Source organism: Paenibacillus sp. sgz302164 (genome assembly GCF_056120505.1).
Map to the genome: position 1 here is coordinate 24,014 of NZ_JBVYOL010000004.1, position 25,767 is coordinate 49,780.

The 25,767-nt window shown below is 43.3% G+C and carries 22 protein-coding genes and 2 pseudogenes; 17 read left to right on the top strand and 7 right to left on the bottom strand.

The window, feature by feature from the left end; genetic code table 11:
• The first annotated feature begins 15 nt into the window (after positions 1-15).
• The 8 genes from AC0LWT_RS08115 (at position 16) to AC0LWT_RS08150 (ending at position 10,030) form a co-directional block, all read left to right on the top strand.
• Positions 16-798, top strand: coding sequence for an SDR family NAD(P)-dependent oxidoreductase (locus tag AC0LWT_RS08115; RefSeq protein ID WP_474680733.1), 783 nt, complete (start codon positions 16-18; stop codon positions 796-798).
• Positions 799-907: 109 nt separating this feature from the next.
• Positions 908-1,279 carry a hypothetical protein gene (locus AC0LWT_RS08120; RefSeq protein ID WP_474680734.1) on the top strand — a complete coding sequence of 124 codons (372 nt, stop codon included), beginning with the start codon at positions 908-910 and terminating at the stop codon, positions 1,277-1,279.
• Between the two features lie 1,261 nt (positions 1,280-2,540).
• Positions 2,541-4,379: a cache domain-containing sensor histidine kinase gene (locus AC0LWT_RS08125; RefSeq protein WP_474680735.1), complete on the top strand. Its 1,839-nt coding sequence runs from the start codon at positions 2,541-2,543 to the stop codon at positions 4,377-4,379.
• Between the two features lie 19 nt (positions 4,380-4,398).
• Positions 4,399-5,913 carry a response regulator transcription factor gene (locus tag AC0LWT_RS08130; protein ID WP_474680736.1) on the top strand — a complete coding sequence of 505 codons (1,515 nt, stop codon included), beginning with the start codon at positions 4,399-4,401 and terminating at the stop codon, positions 5,911-5,913.
• 123 nt (positions 5,914-6,036) lie between these two features.
• Positions 6,037-7,329: an ABC transporter substrate-binding protein gene (locus AC0LWT_RS08135; RefSeq protein WP_474680737.1), complete on the top strand. Its 1,293-nt coding sequence runs from the start codon at positions 6,037-6,039 to the stop codon at positions 7,327-7,329.
• 11 nt (positions 7,330-7,340) lie between these two features.
• Positions 7,341-8,225, top strand: coding sequence for a carbohydrate ABC transporter permease (locus AC0LWT_RS08140; RefSeq protein WP_474680738.1), 885 nt, complete (start codon positions 7,341-7,343; stop codon positions 8,223-8,225).
• The gene (locus AC0LWT_RS08145; RefSeq protein WP_474680739.1) at positions 8,222-9,046 is read left to right on the top strand and encodes a carbohydrate ABC transporter permease; all 825 of its coding nucleotides are present in this window, start codon (positions 8,222-8,224) and stop codon (positions 9,044-9,046) included. Before AC0LWT_RS08140 ends, AC0LWT_RS08145 begins: the two co-directional genes overlap by 4 nt.
• Positions 9,047-9,085: 39 nt before the next feature.
• Positions 9,086-10,030 carry a glycoside hydrolase family protein gene (locus AC0LWT_RS08150; RefSeq protein ID WP_474680740.1) on the top strand — a complete coding sequence of 315 codons (945 nt, stop codon included), beginning with the start codon at positions 9,086-9,088 and terminating at the stop codon, positions 10,028-10,030.
• Between the two features lie 296 nt (positions 10,031-10,326).
• Here the strand turns inward: AC0LWT_RS08150 and AC0LWT_RS08155 are convergent.
• Positions 10,327-10,491, bottom strand: a pseudogene (locus AC0LWT_RS08155) (ISNCY family transposase); the annotation flags it as partial.
• A complete protein-coding gene (locus AC0LWT_RS08160) occupies positions 10,455-11,699 on the bottom strand; it encodes an ISNCY family transposase (RefSeq protein WP_474680741.1) in 1,245 nt (414 codons plus the stop codon). The gene AC0LWT_RS08160 and the pseudogene AC0LWT_RS08155, both read right to left, overlap by 37 nt.
• Before the next feature lie 341 nt (positions 11,700-12,040).
• Between AC0LWT_RS08160 and AC0LWT_RS08165 the strand changes: the two genes are divergently transcribed.
• Together AC0LWT_RS08165 and AC0LWT_RS08170 are read left to right on the top strand one after the other, a co-directional pair.
• Positions 12,041-12,175: a helix-turn-helix domain-containing protein gene (locus AC0LWT_RS08165; RefSeq protein WP_474680742.1), complete on the top strand. Its 135-nt coding sequence runs from the start codon at positions 12,041-12,043 to the stop codon at positions 12,173-12,175.
• A 519-nt stretch (positions 12,176-12,694) separates the two neighbouring features.
• Positions 12,695-12,828 (top strand): annotated as a pseudogene (locus AC0LWT_RS08170) (NCS2 family permease); the annotation flags it as partial.
• Positions 12,829-12,913: 85 nt separating this feature from the next.
• Here the strand turns inward: AC0LWT_RS08170 and AC0LWT_RS08175 are convergent.
• The 3 genes from AC0LWT_RS08175 to AC0LWT_RS08185 form a co-directional block, all read right to left on the bottom strand.
• A complete protein-coding gene (locus AC0LWT_RS08175; protein WP_474680743.1) occupies positions 12,914-13,942 on the bottom strand; it encodes a S66 family peptidase in 1,029 nt (342 codons plus the stop codon).
• 114 nt (positions 13,943-14,056) lie between these two features.
• The gene (locus AC0LWT_RS08180; protein ID WP_474680744.1) at positions 14,057-15,088 is read right to left on the bottom strand and encodes an asparagine synthetase A; all 1,032 of its coding nucleotides are present in this window, start codon (positions 15,086-15,088) and stop codon (positions 14,057-14,059) included.
• Positions 15,081-15,941, bottom strand: a complete 861-nt coding sequence (locus AC0LWT_RS08185; protein ID WP_474680745.1) for a class I SAM-dependent methyltransferase — start codon at positions 15,939-15,941, stop codon at positions 15,081-15,083. The genes AC0LWT_RS08180 and AC0LWT_RS08185 overlap by 8 nt, the downstream gene beginning before the upstream one ends.
• 387 nt (positions 15,942-16,328) lie before the next feature.
• Between AC0LWT_RS08185 and AC0LWT_RS08190 the strand changes: the two genes are divergently transcribed.
• The 7 genes from AC0LWT_RS08190 to AC0LWT_RS08220 all read left to right on the top strand — a co-directional run bounded on the left by AC0LWT_RS08190 (position 16,329) and on the right by AC0LWT_RS08220 (position 23,661).
• Positions 16,329-17,552, top strand: a complete 1,224-nt coding sequence (locus tag AC0LWT_RS08190; RefSeq protein ID WP_474680746.1) for an ATP-grasp domain-containing protein — start codon at positions 16,329-16,331, stop codon at positions 17,550-17,552.
• Between the two features lie 18 nt (positions 17,553-17,570).
• The gene (locus AC0LWT_RS08195) at positions 17,571-18,605 is read left to right on the top strand and encodes a phosphotransferase (RefSeq protein WP_474680747.1); all 1,035 of its coding nucleotides are present in this window, start codon (positions 17,571-17,573) and stop codon (positions 18,603-18,605) included.
• Positions 18,602-19,324, top strand: a complete 723-nt coding sequence (locus AC0LWT_RS08200; RefSeq protein ID WP_474680748.1) for a P-loop NTPase — start codon at positions 18,602-18,604, stop codon at positions 19,322-19,324. The genes AC0LWT_RS08195 and AC0LWT_RS08200 overlap by 4 nt, the downstream gene beginning before the upstream one ends.
• Before the next feature lie 18 nt (positions 19,325-19,342).
• A complete protein-coding gene (locus AC0LWT_RS08205; protein WP_474680749.1) occupies positions 19,343-20,647 on the top strand; it encodes a type III PLP-dependent enzyme domain-containing protein in 1,305 nt (434 codons plus the stop codon).
• A gap of 17 nt (positions 20,648-20,664) precedes the next feature.
• Positions 20,665-21,084: an NUDIX domain-containing protein gene (locus AC0LWT_RS08210; RefSeq protein WP_474680750.1), complete on the top strand. Its 420-nt coding sequence runs from the start codon at positions 20,665-20,667 to the stop codon at positions 21,082-21,084.
• A gap of 2 nt (positions 21,085-21,086) precedes the next feature.
• Complete coding sequence (locus tag AC0LWT_RS08215) at positions 21,087-22,337, top strand: ATP-grasp domain-containing protein (RefSeq protein WP_474680751.1); 1,251 nt, start codon at positions 21,087-21,089, stop codon at positions 22,335-22,337.
• A 94-nt stretch (positions 22,338-22,431) separates the two neighbouring features.
• Positions 22,432-23,661 (top strand): MFS transporter, encoded by a 1,230-nt coding sequence (locus AC0LWT_RS08220; RefSeq protein ID WP_474680752.1) that lies wholly within the window; start codon positions 22,432-22,434, stop codon positions 23,659-23,661.
• A 168-nt stretch (positions 23,662-23,829) separates the two neighbouring features.
• On the opposite strand, the gene pdaA is transcribed toward AC0LWT_RS08220, so the two are convergent.
• Both pdaA and AC0LWT_RS08230 read right to left on the bottom strand, forming a co-directional pair.
• The gene (gene pdaA, locus AC0LWT_RS08225) at positions 23,830-24,591 is read right to left on the bottom strand and encodes a delta-lactam-biosynthetic de-N-acetylase (RefSeq protein WP_474681036.1); all 762 of its coding nucleotides are present in this window, start codon (positions 24,589-24,591) and stop codon (positions 23,830-23,832) included.
• Positions 24,592-24,698: 107 nt separating this feature from the next.
• Positions 24,699-25,655, bottom strand: a complete 957-nt coding sequence (locus AC0LWT_RS08230) for an SPL family radical SAM protein (RefSeq protein WP_474680753.1) — start codon at positions 25,653-25,655, stop codon at positions 24,699-24,701.
• Between the last annotated feature and the right edge of the window lie 112 nt (positions 25,656-25,767).

The window sequence follows — 25,767 nt, forward strand, 5'->3', positions numbered from 1 at the left end:
GAGGAGCTAAACGCGATGGAATTAGGTTTGCAAGGCAAAGCAGCGTTGATTACGGGAGGGAGCAAAGGGATCGGATACGCGACGGCTCTGGCTTTGTCACTGGAAGGCGCCCGCGTTGCGATCTGCGCACGGAACGCGGAGCAGCTGCGGGAAGCGGCGGCGCGCATTGCTGAAGCGGGCGGCGGCGAGGTTTACTTCGTCGAGGCTGACGTCAGCAACGAAGAGGATTGCAAGCGAGCCGTGGAGCGGGCGGCGGAGCATTTTGGGCGCCTCGACATACTCGTGAATAATGCCGGCACTTCGTCGGCAATGCCGTTCGAGCTGGTGTCAACCGATTCTTGGCGGAACGATCTTGATCTGAAACTGTTCGGAGCCATCAACTGCTCGCGGTATGCGGTGCCTTACATGCGCGCAGCCGGCGGCGGCTCGATTGTCAATATTACGACCTCGGCCGCAAAAACGCCGCCGGCATCGTCGCTGCCCACATCGGTAAGCCGCGCCGCCGGACTGGCGCTCACGAATGCGATGAGCAAGGATCTCGCGGCCGATCGGATTCGCGTCAATACGGTATGCATCGGCACCATTCGCAGCGACCAGATTGAGAAATGGTGGAAGAAGCAGGCTCCCGAGCTGACGTGGGAGCAGTTTGCCAGCGACCCGCGGCACGCTATTCCGCTGGGCCGCATCGGCAATGCGGAAGAGGCCGCCAAAGTCATTACGTTCCTGTCTTCGGATGCAGCATCTTACGTAACAGGAACATCGGTCAATGTAGACGGCGGCAAAGGCGCCGCTCTTTAACTGTATAATCAAGCCCGTTATCGAAAGAAACGTTTTCGTCGGTAACGGGTTTTTTTTGCATTTGGGCTTTGGCAAGCGAAAAATCGATGCACATCGGCGATCCGGCGTCATGATAGAGGTATTCCAGCGCCACCAGGGCGTTTTTGCACGGCCAACCCAAAACGGTGGTGCTGGCGTCGCGCAGCGGCTCTTTCCCAATGCGCCTCTCCCGGCGCGGGGTGTAGCGTTTCACGGCGGGCGGTCACGAGGCGGCTTGGCAGGCAGGTCAGGGGAAAAACCTGCGAAAGTGCAGGAATTTTCTGAGGAAATGATTCATTTTGGCGAAAAGCCTGCGAAAGTGCAGGAATTTTCGATGAAAATGAATCTGAGCCCCTGTGCGCGGCAAAAAGCCTGCACAATTGCAGGAATTTTTCGTTTTCAGCGTGCGAACGAGCAAAAACCTGCACTTTTGCAGGCTTTCTCCGCGCAGCCAGGCAATTAGGCAGCTAGGCTGCCGGGCGATCCCGCTTTGTGTGCGAGTTTCTCAACCGTCAGGCTTTCAGGCAGATTTCCCACGCCCAACTGGAGATGGTGGTCGTATGCAGATTTCTTACGCTCAACTGGAGATGATGGTCGTATGCAGAATTCCCACGCCCAGCTGGAGATGATGGTCGTATGCAGAATTCCCACGCCCAGCTGGAGATGATGGTCGTATGCAGAATTCCCACGCCCAGCTGGAGATGATGGTCGTATGCAGAATTCCCACGCCCAGCTGGAGATGATGGTCGTATGCAGAATTCCCACGCCCAGCTGGAGATGATGGTCGTATGCAGAATTCCCACGCCCAGCTGGAGATGATGGTCGTATGCAGAATTCCCACGCCCAGCTGGAGATGATGGTCGTATGCAGAATTCCCACGCCCAGCTGGAGATGATGGTCGTATGCAGAATTCCCACGCCCAGCTGGAGATGATGGTCGTATGCAGAATTCCCACGCCCAGCTGGAGATGATGGTCGTATGCAGAATTCCCACGCCCAGCTGGAGATGATGGTCGTATGCAGAATTCCCACGCCCAGCTGGAGATGATGGTCGTATGCAGAATTCCCACGCCCAGCTGGAGATGATGGTCGTATGCAGAATTCCCACGCCCAGCTGGAGATGATGGTCGTATGCAGAATTCCCACGCCCAGCTGGAGATGATGGTCGTATGCAGAATTCCCACGCCCAGCTGGAGATGATGGTCGTATGCAGAATTCCCACGCCCAGCTGGAGATGATGGTCGTATGCAGAATTCCCACGCCCAGCTGGAGATGATGGTCGTATGCAGAATTCCCACGCCAAGCTGGAGATGATGGTCGTATGCAGAATTCCCACGCCAAGCTGGAGATGATGGTCGTATACAGATATCCCACGCCAAGCTGGAGATGATGGTCGTATGCAGATTTCCCACGCCAAGCTGGAGATGGTGGTCGTATGCAGAATTCCCACGCCCAACTGGAGATTGTAGTCAAGCTGTTGATGTCTGTCATACGCAGGTTTTCCACACCGAGCTGCTGATGCTTGTCATTCGTAGATTTCCCACGCCCAGCTAGTGCTGTTGGTCATCCATTTTTCCAGATGGATGTGTTCGATTCTCACTCGCATGTTGGCTTTCCCATCTCCCTTTTTCATAGTTGCCAAATGGGGGGGCAGCTTTTATGATAAACATATTAATAAAAATGCATATAAGTTAATATATTTATTAATTAAATGGGGTGAGTACGATGATAGCTAAGCTTCGCGGCATCAGCTTCCATGATGCGATCGTTTTTTTGTTTCGCTCGCTGCTGCAAAGAACGATTATCCGCACTATTCTTTTATCTTATTTGGGGACGAACGTGCTGCTGCTTGCGCTTCTCGGCCTATTGTCCGTGCGCGATTCGACGGCGGCGTTGACGCGGGAGATGACCCAATCGAGCTATAAGCTGATGGAGCAGGCGGCAAGGGGGCTCAGCTTCAATTTCGATGAAGCGACCCGCCCGCTCGTTCTGCTGGCCGGTCATTATTCGGTCATCACTTTGATGGCTTACGGCGATAAAGTGTCGGCCGAAGAGCGCATCCAGCACGAGCGCAACATTGCCGATCTGGCGTTCGGCGTCACGTCGTTCCAGTCGCTGATCAGCGATATTTTGATTCTTGGCAAAAATGGATACGTCAACAATCTGGACGGGCGCAAGACGCTGCGCTGGGACTATCCGTTCACTCGGCAGCCGTGGTTCCGGGAGGCGGTGGCGGCGAATCCGAACAAAGGGTTTGTAACGCTGGGGCTGCACAAGCAAGAGTATTATTTGACGACGAGCGTGTCCAAGTACAATCAGCCGACTTTATCGATTGCGATTCCGGTCACGGATTCGGGTAGAACGACGGTCGGCGCTGTCGTCGCGAACCTCGATTTGAACAAAATCAACGGAATGTTCGAGCTCAATTCGTATCAAAAAAACGAAAATATTTTTATAGTCGACGAGCATCGGACGATCATGGTTCACAAAAGCAAGGACGCAATCGGCCAGACGCTGGATTTTCCCGGTATCGGCAGCATTTATAAGGAAGACTCCGGCAGTTTTATTTCGACGATCGAGGGGAAGGAGCAGCTTGTCATTTACCACACGACGGCTGTCAAAGGGCTGCGCATGATTTCTACGATTCCGATGTCGGAAATCAGCTTGCAGTCGTCGCAGCTCAAAGCGAATCTGATCGGATTTTTGTATTTGTTTCTCATTCTGAATGCGCTTACCTCGATCCTCATCACGATCCATATCGCCCGTCCTTTCAGACGGCTGCTAACCACCGTCGACAACACGGGAGAGGACAGCTTGTTCGTTGTCTCCAAAAACTATAAATACCGGGAGCTGAACGTGATCGGCAACAAATTCAAGGAACTGGTCGGCCGGATCGAGCTGCTGGTCAAGCAAAATTACGTCGCTCAAATCGCGATGAAGGAAGTGGAGCTCAAAACGCTGCAATCGCAAATCAATCCGCACTTCCTGTTCAATACGCTCCAATTGCTGCAAACGGAAATCGTTTGCGGCAACACGGAGGATTCCAACCATCTGGTGCTTTCGCTCAGCAATTTGCTGCGGTATTCCATGAAACGTTCCGACGATACGGTCGAACTTCGGCAGGAGCTTCAGAACGCGAACGATTATCTTTTTATCGTCAACCGCAAATACGACAACCGCATCGCCATCGATACGCGTATTGCGGAACCGCGACTGCTGGCAAGCAAGACCGTGAAATTAATTATTCAGCCGATACTTGAAAATGCGATCGTTCACGGATTCGAGGAAAATCCGCGCAGCGCGAAGCTCAGCATCCGCATCGTGCCGGTGAAAAAAGGCGTTCTGATCGAAGTGAAGGACAACGGAAAAGGGATGACCCGGGATCAATTAAGGGCGCTCGCCGTTCAATTGGCCAATACCGAATCGTCCGGGGGCAATATCGGATTATATAACGTCAATCAGCGGTTGAAGCTGAAATTCGGAGCGGAATACGGCATTCGCATCCGCAGCAGTGTCAAACATTCGTTTACGAGCGTATATGTGGTGCTGCCGTTTCGGCCATAAATTAAGGAGTGTGTGCCTAATGAAACTGATGATTGCGGACGATCAAACGTCGCTTCACACTTTTTTGGATAAAATGATGGATTGGGCGGCGCTCGGCATCAGCGACGTCATGCATGTATACGACGGCGAAGAGGCGGCCTCCCGTGCGGCGGGCTACAAGCCCGATCTGCTGCTCATCGATATCCGCATGCCGCTGCTGGACGGAATCGGCGCACTGAAACGGCTGCAAACGCTGGGCAAAAAACCGAAGACCGTCATCCTCAGCGCCTACGACCATTTCGAGTATGCGAGGGATGCGCTGCGGCTGCAAGTTTCGCAGTATTTGCTGAAGCCCGTGGATACGCGTCAATTGGAGGCCGTCATCCGGGAGCTTGTACAGGAGATTTACACAGAAACCCGCATGGCGATAAAAAGCTGCCTGGAAAAAGCGGAGCTGCAGCTTCCGTTGTCCGGCGGCGAGCTGTCCATGCTGCAGGATCGCTTTCAAATGCTCGGCATTGTCCAGTATGCCGTATGGACGTTGACCTGCAGCGCGCCCGTGTCCGTCGCGGATTGGTGGCGGCCGGGCCCGGAGACGGAAGGGCAGCTGCATCTGTTCGATGCCGTGCAGGCCGGCGGCAAAACGGTTGTGTGCATCGGGATGAAAAAGCGTTTCAGCCCCGAGGCTCTCAGGGAGCTGGGCGAAGCGGCGCTGCGGGCGTGGCAAGCGGTGGAGCCAGACCTCCCGCTTACGATAGGCTGCAGCGCGATCGAGACGGACGCCGGGAAGCTGGCTCTCCGATTGGCCGAGAGCGGGCAAGCGGCCCGGTTAAGCTTTTATGCGCCCAACGCCGTTCATGTTTATGACGGCCGCGGTTTTGCCGGCGAATCCGCTTCACAGCATCTGCGCGCCCTGGAGCAAAAGCTGGAGGAAAAAGCGCGGGGAGGGCTGACGCCGGCGGAAGCGAGAAACGATTTGACGGAGCTGCTGGCCTGGTTCCGCAAGGAGCGGGTCGAGCCTGACGTCGCCTGCCAGGCAAGCGGCAGGTATTTTTTGATCGCTGCCCAAGCGCTGTTCGGCACGCCGTTCGCCTCTTCTGCGCATCAGGCTCTGCCTGCCGCCGAGCTGAGAGGCTGCAAGCGGATCGACGAGCTTGAAAGCTTGCTCCGGGAGAGGCTGGACACCGTTATTTGCACGGATTGCGACGGAGCCTCCAGGCTGGAGCGCATCGTCCGCGAAATTAAGGAATACGTCGAATGCCGGGCCGACGGGGATCTTTCGCTGACTGCGGTCGCGGACCGGTTCGGCATCGACAAGTACCAGCTCAGCCGGATGTTCAAGCAGCAGTTCCAGACGAATTACTGGGCTTTCGTCACCAAAATCCGTATGGAGAAAGCGGCCCATCTTTTGATAGAGACGAACTGGAAAAACAACGTCATTGCGGAGCGTACCGGTTTTGTGGACGAGAGCCATTTCAGCCGTGCATTCAAAAAATATTTTGAGCTGACGCCGAAGGAATACCGGACAAGACACACGGAAAGCCGGGAGGCATGAAAATGAAAGCGTGCAACAATTGGCAACGATTCGTGCAACGATATGAATTCAATCCAGACCGTGCCGGGAGTTACAATCGATTTGTAAGTGCTTACAAACATTGCAAACGGGGGATGAAAGCTTATGAAAAAAGCATGGAAATTGACGATGACGGGACTAGTGGGCCTGTCCGTAATGGCATCCGGCTGCAGCAGCGGCGGCGGGACCGGAGCCGGAACCGATAGCGGCGGGGGAAGTGCGGCCAAAGGGTCCGAAAAAGGGATGAAGCTGAGCATTTTGTCCTGGAACAACGAGAAGGAGATGAAGCCGGTCATCGACGGCTTTATGGCGCAAAATCCGAACATTTCCTTCGATTTCCAAACCGCGCCGCCGGTAAAAGATTATATCGCCAAGCTGCAGACGATGCTGCTGTCGGATTCCGCGACCGACCTCTTTATTATCGCCGCCGAGAACCGCAACGAAATTATTGACGGCGGCTATGCGCTCGATTTGACCGATCAGCCGTTCACCCAAACGATGCTCGACGGCAACAAGCCGATGCTCAGCAAAAACGGGAAAGTATACGCTTTTACCCAAACGGGCTGGGTCGGGGGCTTGTTTTACAACAAAGCGCTGTTCAAAAAAGCGGGAATCGAGCAGGAGCCTCAGACATGGGATGAATTCATCGCCGCTTGCAAGAAGCTGAAGGCCGCAGGCATTATCCCGATCTATGACAATATGCAGGATGTCACGATGCTGCACGACGGACTGTACGCCAATATGACACTGAATACGGACCCCGACTTCGACGCCAAAATATTCAAAGGCGAAAAAACGTTCGAGCAGGGCTGGACCGAACCGCTGAAGGCTTTCAAAACAGGGCTGCTCGACAACAAAATTTTGACGGCGGACATGATCGGTTTGACAGGCGATCAAATCGTCAACGAATTCGCTTTGGGCAACGTCGCCATGTTCTCGGGCGGGCCCTGGAGCATCAATACGATTCAACAGGCGAATCCGAATCTGGAGTACAGCATGATGGCGATTCCCGGGCCGAAGCCGGGCGGCAACTATTATGCCGGAGCGCCGGGCGTCGGGTTTGCCGTGAACAGCAAGACGAAGCATAAAGACGAAGCTTTGAAATTCATCGCTTACTTGGCCTCGCCGGAAGGCTTGAAAAAGTTCGAAGAAGGCACCGGAGCGATCATTACCGCAAAAGGATACGAGAGCAAAGTTCATCCTTCGATCGAGAAAGCGTACAAGGAAGGCTTATTGAAAGGCAAGTTTTATTTGCCGATGGTTTCCTGGTCCCGCAATCAGGAGGCGCTGCGCAACCAGATGACGATTTCGACCCAGGACATGGTCGTAGGCAAAATCACGCCGGAAGATGCCGCCAAATCGATCGACAAGAAGATGAAAGAAATGGATAAGAAATAAAGGAGGCAGATGTGGTCAAATTCATCCGACAGTTTCAATATCAAGTTTTTTTGCTGCCGATTTTGTTTGTCTACACGTTGTTTACGATTTATCCGTTGATCAAGTCGTTTTTCCTGAGCTTGACCGATTTTAACGGCTACACCAAAGCGTTCAACTTCATCGGGCTGAAAAACTATACGAAAATTTTTGTCGACGACGCCATTGTGTCGGGACTGTCGTATACGCTTTTTTACGCGATTGCTACTACCGTTCTGATTACGATTCTGGCTATACCGCTCGCCTTGATTCTGGATCAAAACTTTTTTTCGAAAAATGTGTACAGAGCTATTTTTTTCTTTCCCTCCATTCCAAGCGGGCTGCTTTTGGCTTATATTTGGGGATTTATTTTGGCCCCGATCTCGTCCGGCGTGGTGAATACGGTGCTGGGCAAACTGTTTCATGCCGGCCCGCAGCCTTGGCTGTCCGACCCGCTGCTGGCGAAGCTGTCGACGGTCGTCGTCTCGGTATGGGCGGGAACAGGCTGGCACGCCGTGCTGTACCTTGCCTTTTTGCAGTCCATACCGAAGGATTATTACGAAGCCGCCGCTATCGACGGGGCGGGCCGCTGGCGGCAAATCCGCCACATTACGCTGCCGCTGCTCGCTCCCGGCATGACAGTGAGCGTCATGCTTTTGCTAACCGGAGGGCTCAAAGTGTTTGAAATTCCGTTTGCCCTGACGAAGGGTGGCCCGGGTTTTGAGACGTACACGATTACGCAAGTGATCGTGCTTCGCGGAATTTCGGAAACGAACTACGGGCTCGCTTCGGCGATGTCGATTATTTTCTTCCTCATCGTTCTGGTTCTGACTTATATCCAGGTGACGTGGATGCAAAAGCGGGAGGATAAAATCCAATGACGTCATCGAACAAAAGAGTGTGGCTGCTCGACATTTTGATGCTGCCGGTAGGGGTTATCACCTTTTTCCCGTTCTACCTGATCATCGTCAACACGTTGAAAAGCACGCAGGAAACGGCCCGCAGCCCGATGAGCCTGCCTTCGCATCTGGATTTCACCAATTATGTGAAAGTATTTAAAGAAACGCCGCTGCTGCGCAGCTTTGAGAACAGCCTGATTTTGACGGTCATTTCCGTCCTGCTGATGGTGCTGATCGGAGCTATGGCGGCGTATCCGGTCGTTTTTAATCCGAACCGGCTGAACAAATGGATCACCACGTATTTGCTGGCGGGATTTCTGATCCCGTTCCAGACGACGCTTATTCCTTTGTTCGAGCTGATGACGAGCTTCCATCTTACCGACAAGCTGTCCGGGCTGATTTTGCTTTATATGGGCGGTTCGGTGTTCGTCTTCTTTTTGATGATGGGCTACATGAAGACGATTCCCCGCGAGCTGACGGAGGCGGCGATCATTGACGGGTGCAGCGTTTGGGGCATTTTCTGGCGCATCATTTTGCCGCTGCTTAAGCCGATTACGGTGACGAGCATCATTTATCAGACGATGTGGATCTGGAATGATTTTTTAGCTCCGATGCTGTTTCTCAATTCGCAGAGCAAGGCTACCCTCGTCCTGCAAATTTACAAAGCGAAGGGCGAATTTTCGGTCAACTGGCCGATGTTCATGACGTTGACGGTCATTGCCCTGATCCCGATCTTTATTTTCTTTATCGTTATGCAAAAGCAAATCGTAAAGGGTATTGTCGGGGGAGCGGTCAAAGGTTAAGCTAATCATAAAAACGATGAAAAGAGGGCACTAACGCAGATGAAAGCACCTTTATTTCGCGATCCGATCTATGACGGGGCTGCTGATCCGGTACTCATTTGGAACCGGCAAACGAAGGAATGGTGGATGGTGTACACGAACCGTAGAGCTTCGGCGGAGGGAAAGGATTACGCCTGGATTCACGGCACTGACCTCGGCATAGCTTCTTCTGCGGACGGAGGTGCTTCGTGGCTGTACAGGGGAACGCTGGAAGGGCTCAATTTCGAATGGGGCCGCAATACGTTTTGGGCGCCGGAAATTTATTGGCACGAGGGCGTTTATCATATGTACGTCAGCTACATCCGGGGAGTGCCGGATAACTGGCCCGGCCATAGCCGCAGCATCGTGCACTATACGAGCTGGAACTTGATCGAATGGACGTTCCGCTCTGTCCTGCCGCTCAGCTCCGACCGCGTCATCGATGCTTGCGTGTACCCGCTGCCGGACGGGCGTTTCCGGATGTGGTACAAGGACGAGGCGAATCAATCTGCAACCTATGCGGCGGATAGCCCGGATTTGTACCATTGGACTGTAGTCGGACCCGTCATCACGGGACGGCCGCACGAAGGGCCCAATGTGTTCCGTTTTAAAGACGCCTATTGGATGATCGTCGACGAGTGGAGAGGGCAGGGCGTTTACAAATCCGGCGATTTGATGCACTGGGAGCGCAATGGCCTTATTCTCGACAAGCCCGGAACCCGGGAAGACGATCGGGTTATCGGGCTGCATGCGGACGTAGTCGTCCAGGGCGACGAGGCGTACATTTTTTACTTTACGCATCCGGAGCGTATAGAGGCGGACGGCCGCTTCGAGCCCGAGCGTACCTACCGGGAAAGAAGAACGTCCATTCAGGTCGCGAGGCTTGACGTCAAGGACGGCGTGCTGTTGTGCGACCGGGACGAACAGTTCGAACTGCGGCTGAACGGCGAGGAAGCAACGGGCTAGGGGTTTGCACAAAAGTAACTTCGTCGGAGGAGCGCAGCCGCTCTTCCGCAACCCATACCTTTCCGCACGGGTTGCGGCGCTGAAGTGAGGGGGCGCAAGGCGGTTTGGCATGGAAAAAACCTGCGAAAACTCCCATTACGTCGTGGACGTCACCCCACAGAATGAAAATAATCAGGCCTACTTCGTTCTATTTTCGCATAAAGTGGTTATTACTTAGTTACTCCTGAAAAAGTCGATTTTGATAAGGTTACTCTCTCCCGTAGATTTTTCTTCGGGACCATTTTCCAATGTATCCCTTATTTCGCCTCCATTTTGAGCACTTTTGCTGCTCTTTGGAGGTTATGGGCCAGAATTCCGAACCCGACCCAGATTTTAGAGCCAGCAAGGCCCCGATACCTGCTGCGGCTCAAACCGTACTTTCGCTTCAGCAGACTGATCTTCGCCTCGCCGGCTGCACGGTAGTGCTGTAAGTCTTTAAACCAATGTTGATTTTCATGTTCGCCTCGTGCCTGGCCCTTCTTGCCTTTTCGGGGTAAGCTGCATCGTCCGACGCCCAATTCCGTTCATGCAGTTTCGTTTCTTTTGCCGGAAAAGCCGCGTCGGTCGCCACTGCACTCGGTGCTTTTCCAAATCGTTTCATGTGGGCTTCCACGGTGGGTACAAGCAAATCGTCATCGGACGGATTGCCTTCATACACCTCATAGCCAGTAACAAAGCCGCTTTCCGTTTCGTCAATGCGTGCTTTGTAGCCGAACTCGGTCCCTTTGGAGAGTTTGCCTTTTTTGATCGGCCTGGCTTCCGGATCGAAAAAACTGACGATCCGTTCGGTAATAATGCGCGTTCCAGAGACGACTTGCTTGGCTTGGTTCATCAGTTTGGTGGTTAATTCCACAGCGTTCGTCAAACATTGCTTCGTCTGCTGAATCGCCTGACGTCCCTTGTCTTGAAGCTTCTCTATGGCGCTGGCCGCTTGGCTAACCACCGCTTCCGTCGTCTCAATGACGCTCTGAGTAATCTGATCGACTTCTTCCCAAGTCTCGCGTGTACGACGGCGAAGTACCTTGGCGATGGATAGGATTTTCTCTTTAACTTCAGCGGTACGATCCTCGAAACCTTGCGCAGCGTGAGAAGCGACTTTACGAACCTTTTGCATGAGACGGGTGATCACCTTGACACCGTCCTGCAGCAAGGTGGCATCAGTAGGGTGATGGATGTCCGCTTCGACTACCGTGGTGTCCGTACGAAATTTACGGTGTTTTAGAATCTCTTTTTCTTTCAGCTTCCCCAAGAGCGCTTCGTTCAGTTCTTCAACAATCTCTTCACCGTAACGCTTTCGGGTATAGATGAGTGTTGTGGGATCGGGCATCGGTTTATCAATGGCAATTCGGCAGAACAGACGCCAGGTAATGCTGTCGCCAACCTCTTTGATGAGAGATTCATAGCCCAAATTGTATTTGCGTTTCAGCACCATAAGGCGCAGGTATCCCTCGATTGGATACGTTGGTCGTCCCATCTTGGATTTACTCGGATGCTTGTCAACAAAGGGCTGCATAAAGCACTCGTCATCAAGCAATTCATCAATCAGTGCCAGTTCAGTCGGCAGTTTCCTGACCGCCTCCGGTAGAATTGCATCCCAAAGGGTCATTTGTTCGTCACGAAGTCTCAACATTTTCTTCACCTAAAAAAAGGATTTCCGAGGGGGATGTTGAACTTCATAGACATGGGAATTCGCCCCTCGGGATTTGGTTATCTGGACAATAACTAATTCCATTCGAGGTTACGAATTCCTTTTATTATTTTGCGCAAAACCCCCGACTTTTTCAGGGGAAACTAAGTAGTAACTGAAAGTGCAGGTTTTTTTCGTAAAATGGTTCATTTTGGTGTCCGCAAATAATAATGTTTTAGACTGAATAATAAAGTATTAGACTGTGAAACTACATCAATGTATTTGAATCCCGAAATTATGGATTTCATAATTTCGGGGTTCTTTGTATTTAGGAGGGGCTATAGATGCAGTTAGGAGAAAAGGTCAAATACATCCGGAAAACCAATCAATTGAACCAAAAAGAGTTTGCTGATCGCATTGGCGTTTCACAGGGTACTCTAAGCGATATTGAGCGTGGAAATGGCCTTCCCCTCTTATGAAACCATCCTTGCCCTTAGAAAGGCATTTAAGTGCGATCTGAATTGGCTTATCAATACAGACTAGGAGCCTGTACTTAAGAATGAACTATTTGGTGTTAATGTATCTGATCAAGAGATAAGAGGTGATCCATATTACTTATTCGGAGTTTTTTACTAGATTCGCAGTAGTGACTGAGCTTGGCATCATGTATCAGGCAACTTATTATTCTTGTCCTCAAGCTATACAGGAGCAATGGTTTTCAAAAGCAATATATAATGGAGGCCGGGCTCCAGTATATCTTAGAACCAAGAATAAATCTCGCATCTTATATATACTATGAGAATAAATTCATAGTCTGCTATAGAGTTAACCATCAGGTAATACCAGATGAAATTAAGTCTTTGAATTTTATGAAGTTGGAGCGGCTTAAAAGATTAAAGCTGACTCAGCGAAAATATCGTGGTATGGGGTGGCGGGGGCAATCTCGAAAGGGACTATTTTTACCTTCTGGACTTTTCTAAATCTAGCGCTCGTGGAGCGCTCTGGTCGAGGATGCTTTGGGCACAACGGCGGGAGCGCTGCTCGGAACAAGCCCGACAACAGCGTACATCGAGTCCAGCTTGGGTGTTGCCGTCGGCGGTAGAGGGATCTCACGGCGGTCACGGTGAGCGTTCAAGGCTTAAAGACTAGGCCTTTCTCATTATTCTGACCGCTCTTTGGGCGGTTTTTTCATTTCTATAAAAGAATTTAATAGGTAATTATATTGTCGCACATAAACGGATAAGTCTTATGTGTCCACTTATTGAATCTATTTCAACCGTAGATCCGATAGGTAGGGTTAGCATTGGAGATGTGTGTCCAATGTCTAGTTCAGCTACTACAGAAATATTGATGTTTTCTGAGTGTAGAACTTCTAAAATGATATTCTTCATTTTTAATTTTGTAACAGCGGGCATTCCCTCAACTTTTCCTATAAGGAGACCCTTGATCTTTTTAAAAATCCCCCTAATTTTAAGCGTCCAAATCATCATAGCCCATTTTTCTAACGAAACAGAAGTGTCCTCTATAAATAATATTGAGTTTTGTGGAATTTCAAAATAGTCAGTATTAATAATATTCACTAGGCTATCCGTATTTCCCCCGACCAAAATGCCTTGCTCTACGGTTAACGATTTTTGTAACCATATTGGGCCTTTATTTTTATAAAGAGTCCGTGGACGTGTTCCCCAATTAGAGCCTGTCCATTCTATGAATTCATCAGTCCACTCTTTAGGGTAATCAAATTCGTGGGGAATTTGAAGTTTTTGCTGAGACATAGCTTGGAAATATTCAATCGTGGTATCGAACGGGCTAGGGTATTCGCCAAAATTTGGTATAACCATAGGACCATGAAATGTAACAATATTACTCTTATAGGTAATAGCATTCAATAAAACACTACTATCGGAGTATCCACAAACAAATTTTGGATTCTCTCTGATAAGCTCGAAATTAACGTAAGGGAGCATTTCAATAGTGTTATATCCGCCTATCGTACATATAATTCCTTTAATGTTTGGGTCTCGAAACATATGATGCAGTTGTTCTGCTCTGTCATAGGGACTAGCCGATCGGTAATCGTTCTCGCTCTCCACCTTTTTTACTTCTGATAGATGATAGCCCAGTTCTCGTAAACTTCTTTTCCCACATTCATATTGTCGGGGGAATTTTTCTGGTCCTGCACTGCTCGGGGAAAAAAGTGCGATCGTGTCACCTTTTTCTAGAGCTGGTGGTAAAATAGTGTGCATGATATGGTAGACTCCTCTTTAGATAGCCTGAATGTACAGATTTTTTAAGTATAAAGCACTAAAAAGGAGGTAATCGTTTACCTCCTTTTTAGTGTGTGCGTATGCCGGTTCACATTAAGGTGTAATATTGACCCCATTAAATCTAGGAATAACCTGGAAGTCTCGAATGTCATCTTGCTGTGTCAGCCAGAGAAGGAAACGCTCTACTCCCAAACCGAAACCAGCTGTATTCATTGGATAGTTATCTTTCATGTAGAGGTACCATTCATATTCATTCTCATCTAACTCATGCAATTGTAAGGACGACCTCACGTCTTTACCTAATGTATGTCGTTCTCCAGCACCTACAACCTCACCTATGCCAAATAATAAGTCAGCATTCATTGCATAGTGCCCAGAAATATCTGTTGCTTGATAAAAAGGAACTGACTTGTAGTCGTAATGAGTTACCCATACCATTCCATTGTACATTTGAATGAGATGTTTCTCGCCGGCAGATGTAACCGTGCGGAAACCTTCAGGATGATGTTGGATATATTCCGATTTGTTTTCCAGAACTTTAACAGCCTCTTCAAATGTAATAGTAGGTATCTTCTTATCCTTTTGAATAATTTCTTGAAGGTGATCCAATGATCCGGCAAATTCTAGAATTAATTCAGGAATTTTAGTTAATAGGTCTGTGCATAGCTGATAAATATACTCATTGACTAAGCTAATGATGTCTTCAAGACCGCCAACAATTTCAGCCTCACTGTGATAGAACTGACAGAGGTGGCGCTCATCCGCCTGCTCCCCTCTAAAGGAAGGCATGATATAGTGAACGCCATTCTTTAAATATCTTAAAAGATATTCAAGATGGAATTGCATCGAATCCGATAGATAGGTGTCAATTCCTTCCAAGTTTACTTTAACCGGTAAGGAGTCACTTCCCAAGCCCATAGGACTAGTAACCGAGCCAGTTGTAATTGGGAGACTTACCGTGCGGATTCCTTTTTTTCTAAAAAATTCCCAAGAAGAATGGTTGACTTCATCCTGCAATATGACAAGTTTTTCATACCACTCGCTCTTAAGTGCTTCTTTGTAATGATTATTTGGATTTCTCCAAGACTTTGGTGGAAATAGTTTAGTTTTAGTTACGTTATTCAATGTTGTCTACCTCCCACATTTTAAGATTATCTAGATTCCAAGGATCAATAGCACCCTTTTCTAAGAAAAGTTCTTGCTGCTCAGTTATATATTGGTTGCGTAAAAGAACGGACATAAATGAAAGGTAACGATGGTTCTCATTAAATATGTTCATAATCTCAAACCAACGATTCTTAAACCTATCTTTTTGTGCACTATCGATACCAGTTAGCGCCGGTGAGTTATCAATTATGTTGGATGTATATTTAAGTAATACTTCTTCCGGACGCGCTTGCATCTCGGTTTCTTGATACGTGTAAAGCTCTAAGCCGGATGAAAGGAGTAGATCTAGCCAGTAGTATTTGGTCCATGGTTTAACTTCGAACCCAAGCACTTCTTTTAGATCCGATAGAACTTTGCCCGGAACGGGTTTGTGGTAAAAAAGGTTAGTTACAGATAGTATCCCATAAGGCTTAAGTACCCGTTTGTATTCTGATAAAGCCTTCTCACGATCATTTGCTGGAATAAATGTGTTGGCTCCTCCAGTTACAACTAAATCGAATTGATTTTCATTAAAAGGGAGGTTTGCCGCATCACCAACTTGGAATGAAACTCTATCTTGAACGAATTGAGGCTCTTTAGATAAGAGGAATTTAGACTTCTCGACAGCTTGAGGGTTTACATCAATTCCAATTACTTTGCAATTCAATAGTTTAGCGATTTCTATAGAAGTAAATCCAGTATTTGAACCAATTTCCAATATTTTCGGATCGTTGGGTAATAAAGACTTGGACAGGATATTGTTAATGGTCCGCTTCCCGCCGGGGCATCGATTTACTTCTTCAATGTAAGATAATAAATCTACGTACGACATTGAAAGAGGATCATTAGATAGGTTTAGCATAGAGTAAGTCCTTTCTCAAGTTATAATCTTATAATCACCTAGGTGTTTGAGGAATTGTAAAGTTTTAGAATATTCTTAGATGATATTATTCCAGTATTTACAATATGTCAACATGAATTATTCCTGAAAATAACAAATAATTCTTGATTTTTGAAAAAACATGAATTATTGTATATTCTAAATAATGCCAGTCGATATTAATGTATCTATGCAGGTAAGAAGAAGGTGGAGTGAAGATGAGAAGTGTAAAAGAATTAGGAAGGTCTATTTTGTAGATTTTAAAACATGAAGACACGGGGATTTCCAGTTAATGCCTAAATTTAATGATATTATAATAAACCCGTAAGGAGTATAGAAATGGAGATATGGATATTTAATAGAATAGAAAGAAAAATGACAGATTACAAAAAATGGTTAAATAATGAAGACATTATACTCATTAATAGAGAAAAGCATGGTAAAGAATACAGTGACTTTGATAAACAAATTACATTCAGCGACTTTAAATTTTCTTCCTTTCATTTTCTTCAGAAGAAAATAAAAGAAAAACAAAAGTATGGAGAAAATATATATTTAGTTTCGACTTCTGAAAGAGATTTATTACCCTTAAGTGAACTGAGAAGCGAGTATAATCTATATGGACAAAAGTTCAAGGAGGCAGAATTATTCAGAAATAAAATTAAAATGAAGAAAAATTTGAAATCAGTAGTAAAGACACCGGAATTCAAAAAAATAGAAAGTTTTATGGATGTCCAAAAATTTATAGATAAGCATGACTATCCTGTTGTTATAAAACCAATTTTAGGAGCAGGTTCGTTAAATACATATATTGTTGATTCGGAAGAAAGGTTATATAAAGTACTAGAAAATGGTCTAGATAAAGATATGATGATAGAAAAATTTATTGAAGGTGACATGTACCATGTTGATGGTATCTATCAACATGGAGAATTGTTAATTAGTAGGCCATCCGTGTACATCAATGGCTGCTTAGCATATCAAGAAAATAAATTTTTGGGCTCGGTTATGTTGAATTATTCTCATCCTCTTTTTAGCCGTTTGAATGATGTGGCATTAAAAATCTTAGATAATCTTTCTTCAAGTGAGCAAGCAATCGTCTACCATTTAGAACTTTTTTATACAAATGATGATGAGATAGTTTTTTGTGAAATTGCCTCTCGAGTTGGTGGAGGAAGAATTAATGATTGTTTTGAAAAAGTAACAGGCGTAAATTTACTTGAAGAATGGATAAAGAGCCAATGTAATCTACCTGTCAATGTTAAAGATCAAAATAATAAACTTGCCGGTTGGATATTAATTCCTCCACCAAAAGTAGGGAGAATTAAGAAGTTGAAAGATATAGGTTATCCGGAAGGGGTGTTTTTTAAAGATTATTATTTACATGAAGGGGATAATGCAAATAATCCTAGTATAAGTATAGAATGCGTAGTAGCCATAGCAGTCGAAGGAAATTCAATGAATGAAATAAATGCAAAACTTAATGAATTTAATGAGTTATTTCTATCATCTATAGTTATTGAAGAGGATACCACTAATGAACTAAAAATAAAAGTTACGTAGAGGAAGTAATAGAATATAATGAAATTTCAAGAAAAAATACTCAATATTGATTTTTATGATTTTGATGATTCGTTGATAAAAATTGTGGAGCAATACTACGATATCGGAGAATTTATTGCAGTTCAACCAATTATATTAGATGGAGAGTATGCAAACTTACTAGAAGTGAGATCTGAAACCTCTAAAAAAATGATATTCACAACAACAAATGGAAAGTATTTCCTGAAGCAAATTCCTTGGTATTGCGATAGTGAGGATGATTTGCAGTTTTCTATTAATAATCAATTAAACTTATATAATAAAAATGTCCCCATGGCAAAAATCATTGAAAACAAAGAAAGAAACTACCATATTAACGTGAATAATAAAAAGTTTGTTGTTTTTGAGTATTTAAATGGAAAGCGTTTTACTGGGAGAATTGAAGAAGCTAGAAATGCTGCTTTCTCATTAGCAAAAATAAACTCAGAAATTCCTGTAGGGAATAATAAAACTGATTATTTCAAAATTATTGAGGATCAAATTAACATCATAGATTTTGGTGAGTATTCAGATTTTAAAACATATTTATTAGAATTTATTGATAGAATTAATAATGACCTTTCAAGTAATGGTTTTCATACTTTGAAAGATGTAATTCTACATGGTGATTTCAATAAATGGAACTTAGTATTTCATCCATCAAATGATGAAGTATTGGGGATATTGGATTTTGATAATATTGATTGTGGGCCTAGAATACGTGATTTATCTGAAGCTATTCTTTCATTCGGAGTAATTTGCTATAAAAATGACAGTACTAACTTTACAGAAAATTTATACAGCAGCGATAATTTCCTATATGCTAAAGAGTTTTTTAAAGCATACACTTATCTCTCTGATTTATCTGAATTAGAGAAATATTTTCTTCCTGGTTTGCTTAAAATTGTATTTTTAGAATTGGTCACTTTAGGGTTAATTAGAAAGGATTTCATATTAAATCAATTGTTAATTGATAAAATTAAATTATTTATTCAGTATGAAAATAACGTTTTAATTGAGGAGCTCTACAATTGAGTAAAATAAATAGTATAAAAAAAATATATGTTGTGAATAGTGGAAAAGGTGGAGTAGGAAAGTCCACAATTGCCTCTAGATTAGCTTTTGTATTAAATAAACAAAGATATGCAGTTGGATTATTAGATTTAGATATTCACGGACCTAGTATTACAAACATTTTTAGTATTAGTAATCCGCCTCTTGTGAAAGATGGGAAAATGGTACCCTATCATAATAATGGCCTAAAAATTGTGTCTATGGGGATGTTTGTAGAGAAAAATAAAGCTTTTATATGGAAGGGGGTTATACTAAAAGGTATTATTAAGCAATTATTAAATGATGTAGCGTGGGGAAATCTTGATTATTTAATAATCGATACTCCCCCTGGAACAGGTGATGTATTAATAAATTTAATACAGGAATCTAAAATTGATGGGGTTATTATGGTGACAACTCCTCAAGCTATGTCTAAAGCTGATGTAAGAAGAAGTTTAAATATGATTAGGCAACTTAATATACCAATTACATCTTTAGTTGAAAATATGTCTAGTTTTACTTGTCCACACTGCAATGAAAAGATTAGTATTTTTAAACAAGATGAGAGCAATATATTATGTGAGTATTCTATAGGAAACCACGTAGTTTTACCGTTCGAATTAAATTATATTGATAGCATTTTTGAGGACATAGAGTCGAATATTGAAAACGAATTGTTAAAGATAGTGAAAATATTATAACGAAATGTCGGGGGATCGATGGACTTTAATAAAAAACGAATTCTCAATATACATACTACACTTGATTACGCAAAATATGATGATGAGAACGAAATCACTCTTTATGGTAAAAAAATTCACGAAATATTAGGACATAATAACTCTATGTCCATGATTTATTTTGACCAAAGAATAAAAGATAATTATCACTCAATCTATAACGCGTTTAATAAATATTTTCAAAATGTTAGCATCCATTTTGCTATGAAATGTAATTATATACCTATGTGTATCGAAACACTTTTAAGCGTTGGATGTTGTGTTGAGGTTATGAGTAATATCGAATTACAGATCGCTCTCCAAAATGGATTTAAAAGCAACCAAATAATTTGTAACGGCTTAGGAAAATCAAAAGAAGAATTATTAAAAGAATTAGAGAACAGTAAGTTAATTTTTATTGATAATGTATATGATCTTGAAAGAATCAATTCCCTTTCGATAGATTTGGGAAAAAAAATTTCTATAGGTCTTAGAGTCCTGCCTGACATTGGGAGTTTTTTTCACGACGAAGTTATGATTAAACCTAGCTCGAAGTTAGGTATGGATGTTATAACTGCAATGGAAATTTTAAAGCAGTTTAAAGAAACAAATAGTAATCTAGACATAATCGGTATTCAATTTCATTTAATGAGTCACTTAAAAGACCACAGTTTATATTCAGATTATTTATCTAGTATAGAGTCTTTCTTAGAACATGTTCATAGAGAGTTCGATTACTCTTTCCAGTATATTAATCTTGGAGGGGGGGTTGAAACTAGATTTCTTATGGAAAATAATAAAATTGATATTAATGATTTAGCGACAATTGCATACGGAAAATTGAAAAGCCTACCCTATGATTATGAACTCATTTTAGAGCCAGGGAGATATATTATGGCGGATGCGGCAGTAATATTAGCATCCATTATAAGTGAAAAAAAGAATGGTGGTACGAATTGGAAAATAACTGATATAGGCTCTAATATTCTAATACCAGTGCCTAATATTGAATATTATACAATCCCATATAAACTAGATGATAAGGATCAACCTTGGGAACGCTATAATATAGGCGATGCTACATGCGCTCCCACTCATTTATGTAAAGGTGTTGAATTGCCGAGCGAATTAATTGAAAATAAAATAATTGTGTTGAACTGTGGAGCATATACCTCAGTGTATAGTGAACTTTGGGCTTTTAAATTACCCGAAATATATTATTCTAAAGACAATAAAGTCCATAATATATTTTCTTACAATCATTTCCGTCAACTTTTTAAGTTAGCTTATGGATACGATATCTAGAGAAAAGAGGGATTATTATGTTTGCTGTTAATGTAGAAGGACTAATTATTAAAGACAATACAGTATTGATAGGTAGAAGAAGTATGAATGAAGAACATGCTGGAGGCAAACTCTCTTTAATTGGTGGTACGGTAGAACAGGGAGGGAATTCTAAAGATATTTTAGAAAATAATTTAAAGCGAGAGATAATGGAAGAGACAGGATTGGAAGTAAGTAATTTTAAATATGTTAATAATACTTCTTTTGTCACAGAATCAGGAATAAACGTAATCAATATAGTATTTTCATGTGAGTGGTTATCAGGAGATGCTGTGGTTAAAGATAAAGATGAGCTTTCTGAATTGATTTGGATGGCTTTTGATGAAATTATAAACAATGAGAACTGTCCGTTTTATTTAGTTGATAGTGTTAAAATAGCAAAACAAGGGAAAATTTAAAAATGAACAAAAAGAATATATTAATTTTGGGTAATATTCATAAAGTCAAAGAATATCTGGATTATAATGAGTATAATTACTATTTAATCACTTCCAATTTTGACATCTTACAGCTATCAAATGAATTAAAAAATTCTATTAAATTTTATGAGATAAATACAAATGATGCTTTTGATGTCTCTTGTTTTGAAAATAAATTCGATAGTATTCTCGAGATTGCGAAAGAAATAATTAAACAATTTGGAAAAGTAGAAGCTATTATATCAACAAATGAAGCAACAGTCGTGATCGCTTCAAGATTAAGAGGTATTCTAAATATAAATAAAGGTTTGGCTAGTGCTAACGCTATTTTTCTGCGAGATAAAGTAAAAATGAAAGAACGATTGAAAAATTCTGTCCCGCTTGCAGATTTTGCAGAAATCACAAAAGAGAATTATCAAACAATAGCTGAGCTATTCATAAATAAATATAAGAAGATTGTCATTAAACCTTCAAATCAAGCTGGAAGCCATGGAGTAAATATTGTTTCAGAGTATCAAGAAGCAATCGACCACATAAACCAACTTTTGGAAGAAGGTGTTGAGATCTGTATTGAACAATATATTAGCGGCTCTATTATGCACTTCGATGGTATTATAAAAAATGGCGAAGTAATAAATTTTATGGTTTGTAAAAAGATAGGGACAGCATATGATTATGTACACAATTATAATGTTTTATCCACTGCAGTAGTTTCAGACAATGAGTTAATAAATAGAGCCAAAGAATTCACTATAAAGTGCTTTGAAAAACTTGATATACAAGATACAGTTTTTCATTTGGAAGTCATTTATTATGAAAATAAATTCATTTTCTTAGAAGTAGCTGGTAGATCACCAGGTGGCAATATTGTGAATCTATATAAATATGCTTATGAATTTGATTTACATAAACATGCTTATCTTCTAGATTTAAATGAAAATATACCAAAAATTTGTCTGAAAAATCGAAGTAATTTTACATTATCTTTAATTCCAGTTCCTAGATTCAAAGAATACACAATTAAAAACGTACAAGGGATGAATACTTTACCTAACAATATAATTAATATTACATTCAAACCAATAGGTTCAAAAAATAAACGTCGATCCTTCGATCCTTTCGATAGTATATGTCAAATTTATTTCACATGGGAAAGCGATGAAGAATTGATTGACACAATTTCTTATATAGAAAATAACATCAAGTTTGAATGTCTTGAGCACTCGCAATGAACAGGAAGAAAGCGCACAATACAAAAGTGCGCTTTTTGAACCTCTTTTTTAGTTATATTTTACTATATTTCAAAAGGATGTTAGGAGGCTTATTTTGATTTGTGCAAATTTAAATCATAACTTAAAAATTCGGCTTTTAACAAGTTTTTTACAAAATTCTATTATGTTTAGTATAATTCCGTTTATGTCCTTATATTTGTCTGCTTATATAGGGGTTATATCTGCTGGCATTTACTTGCTTATTGGAGTAATAGTTAACTTTCTAGCATCCCTGATCGGTGGTCATATAAGTGACGTCTTATCAAAAAGAAGAATCATTTTAATTAATTCTTATGTAAACGTAGTTATATTTTTAACCATGACTATTTGTATCTATGCTGAACAGAGGTTAATTACTTTATTCTCTCTTTTGTACATATGTAGTCAACTAATCTATGGTATTATGAAACCGGCTCAAGACGCTATCACTATAGAATCTATCACTGAAGACACACGAAAGGAATATTCTATAATCCAATATTGGATTAATAATTTGTCAATGGCCTTAGGGATTACAATAGGAGGGGCATTATATAATTATTATAAATTAGAATTGTTTATAGTAGCTACGGTTGTATTATTAGTAAATAGCATTGTTATTAAATTTTTTTTAAAGGATATAAAGATTAATACAATTCATAAAAACCATGAATCATTTTTAAAAAATACGCTGATCAGTTATAAAGAAGTATATAAGGATAAAGCATATGTAAATTTAGTGTTAGGGTTGGCATTTATTATCATGGCCGAGCTATCCATGTCTTCTTACATAATTGTTAGACTAAAAGAGGATTTTAAAACAGTAGTATTCTACGGTTTTTCAATTGATGGGGCAAGATTATTTTCTATTCTAATGGTGTTGAATACTTGTATCGTTATTAGTATGACTTTTATATTTTCACGAATTTCGCGAAATATGAGTCCATACCACTCAATAATTATTGGTGTTTTGTTATATATTTCAGGGTATTCAATCATGATTTTATCAACTAATGTCTATGTATTGATATCTTCAATGGTAATTGCAACGATTGGAGAATTGATATATGCCCCTGCTTACAACGCAGAAAGGATTAGAATTATTCCTAAAGATAAAAGAGGGTCCTATTCAGCAGTAGCTGGATTTTCCAATAAAATTGGCAATTTGCTATCAAAATCAACTTTAATAATTAGTGCGGTCTTAACTCCTAACTATATTGCATTTTATATTTTTCTTACAGGAGTTATTGGTTTGTTCTTGATTTCTAAAGTTTATTTGGCTCAAAATCAGCGCTTGACAGTCTAACGTAGGGTTAAATGAAAAAATTATCTGCAATTTTGTGATGTTATAAGTCGCACAAAACAAAGGAATAGGCAGATGCAGACTCAGTATATCAAGCGACAGCAAAAAGCCGTATTGACGATGCAAAAGCGCTGTTTTGCATCGTCAATACGGTCGCGGTGGGTGATCAATTTACGGGAAATGGATGCTCATTTGATCCATGCTTTTGAATTCATAGCCTTGCTGGCGGGCGTCGTCAATAATTTTGGCAAGCGCCTCGGCGTTATCTTTGGAGACGGAATGGAGCAGAATGACGGAACCGGGATGCAGCTGCGACATGACGCTGTCGTAAGCGAACCGCCAGCCTTTTTGATTGCGGGTGTCCCAATCTTTGTAGGCGATCGACCAAAACACGTTAATATACCCCAGCTTTTTGCTTTCCGCAAGGGACCGTTCGTTAAAAATGCCTCTTGGCGCCCGCAAATATTTCATCTCTTTTTGGCCGGTCCGTGCCTGTACTTCCGTTTGCACTTTAGTCAGTTCTTTCTCGATTTGGGCTGCGGAAATTTGGCTCATATCGGGGTGCCCCCAGGAATGATTTCCGACGATATGCCCTTCGTCGACCATTCGCTTCAGCAGCTCGGTCTGGGTTTCAATAAAATGGCCTGTAACAAAGAAAATGGCGGGCACTTGTTTTTCTTTCAAAACATTGAGAATTCTCGGAGTATTCCCATTTTCGTAGCCGTTATCGAAAGTCAGAAAAAGCTCTTTTTTCGAAGTATCCCCGGTAAAAACAGCTCCATATTTTTGTAAAAGCGGTTTAAATCCTTCTTCATCGATGGAAGGCATGGAACCGTTTTTGCTTTTCTTAAAACCGAAATGGTACGTACCATCCGCATGAATGGTTGCGGCCTGTCCGAAAAAAATGAGCAGCGCCGTCAGAAAGACGCACATTCGTTTAAGCGGCAATTTAGCCTCACTCCTCTTGTTGGATGCAGTCTTGTTTGTTCACCTACTGTCATAATTCTCTTCGGAGCCTGTTTTTATGTATGTTGCCCGGCCTAATCCGCAAAAGAAAAGGAGAGCTGCTCGGGAACCGGAGGCTGCCCGCCATTGTTGCGGGGAGGGATAGCTGCAGCTGCAGAATAACGGGGTTCTTGATTGCTTAAACCGTACTTGTGCAATAAAGCTTGAACGAGCTGCATGTTCGGCTCCTTGTACGATTTCGGAAGAGAGGAGGACTCGCTGTAAAGCTTGCCGTATTGCGGCACCAAATCGAAATAGCGGTTCTGCAACGTTTGAAAAAACCACACTTTGACTTCGGAAGTGCTGAGCCGCAAATACGAGGGCATGACAAACTTCGCTTGATGCAATGCCGCGCTGCGGATCAGCGCTTCGATGTCACTTGCACGGTCTGTCAGCAAAGGAAGAATAGGGGCCATGAAGATGCCCGCGGGAATTCCCGCTTCAACTAACTGCCGGACGGTTTCCAGCCGTTTGGCGGGCGAAGGGGTCGAGGGCTCCATGTTTTTCCATATGGCATGATCCAATGTGTTCAAACTGATATTAACGGAAACGATCGGCACGGATTTCAGTAAATCGAGATCCCTGAGAATCAAGGGGGAGCGGGTCGTAATGCTTACCGGAAAATCGTACTTCGCCAGCACTTCCAGACAAGCCCGCGTCAGCATCGCTTTGCCTTCGATTTGCTGGTACGGATCTGTCGCTGTGCCGATCGCGATAAGGCTGCCGGCTCCGCCGTTTTGTCGGGCCAGCCGGGCCAATTGTTTGTCAAGCGCCTCCGCAGCGTTGGACTTCAAAAAGATATGGTTTTGAAACGTATCGTCGGTTTCTTTGCCCAAAAAAGCATGCGTGGAACGCGCATAGCAAAAGCTGCACCCATGCTGGCAGCCGCGGTAAGGATTGATCGACCAGTCAAAGGGCATGGAAGGAGCTTTCACTTCATTCAGCACGGTTTTGCATGAAACGGATTCATATTGGACGCGGCGTCTGTTCAAAACGGCCTCTCCTTCCAAGGAATACGAATGTATGTTCTGTTTATTGTAGCAAAATATTTCCCGGAAGACAATGCTTGAAGTACAAGATTAATTCCGTATAATCGAATATATT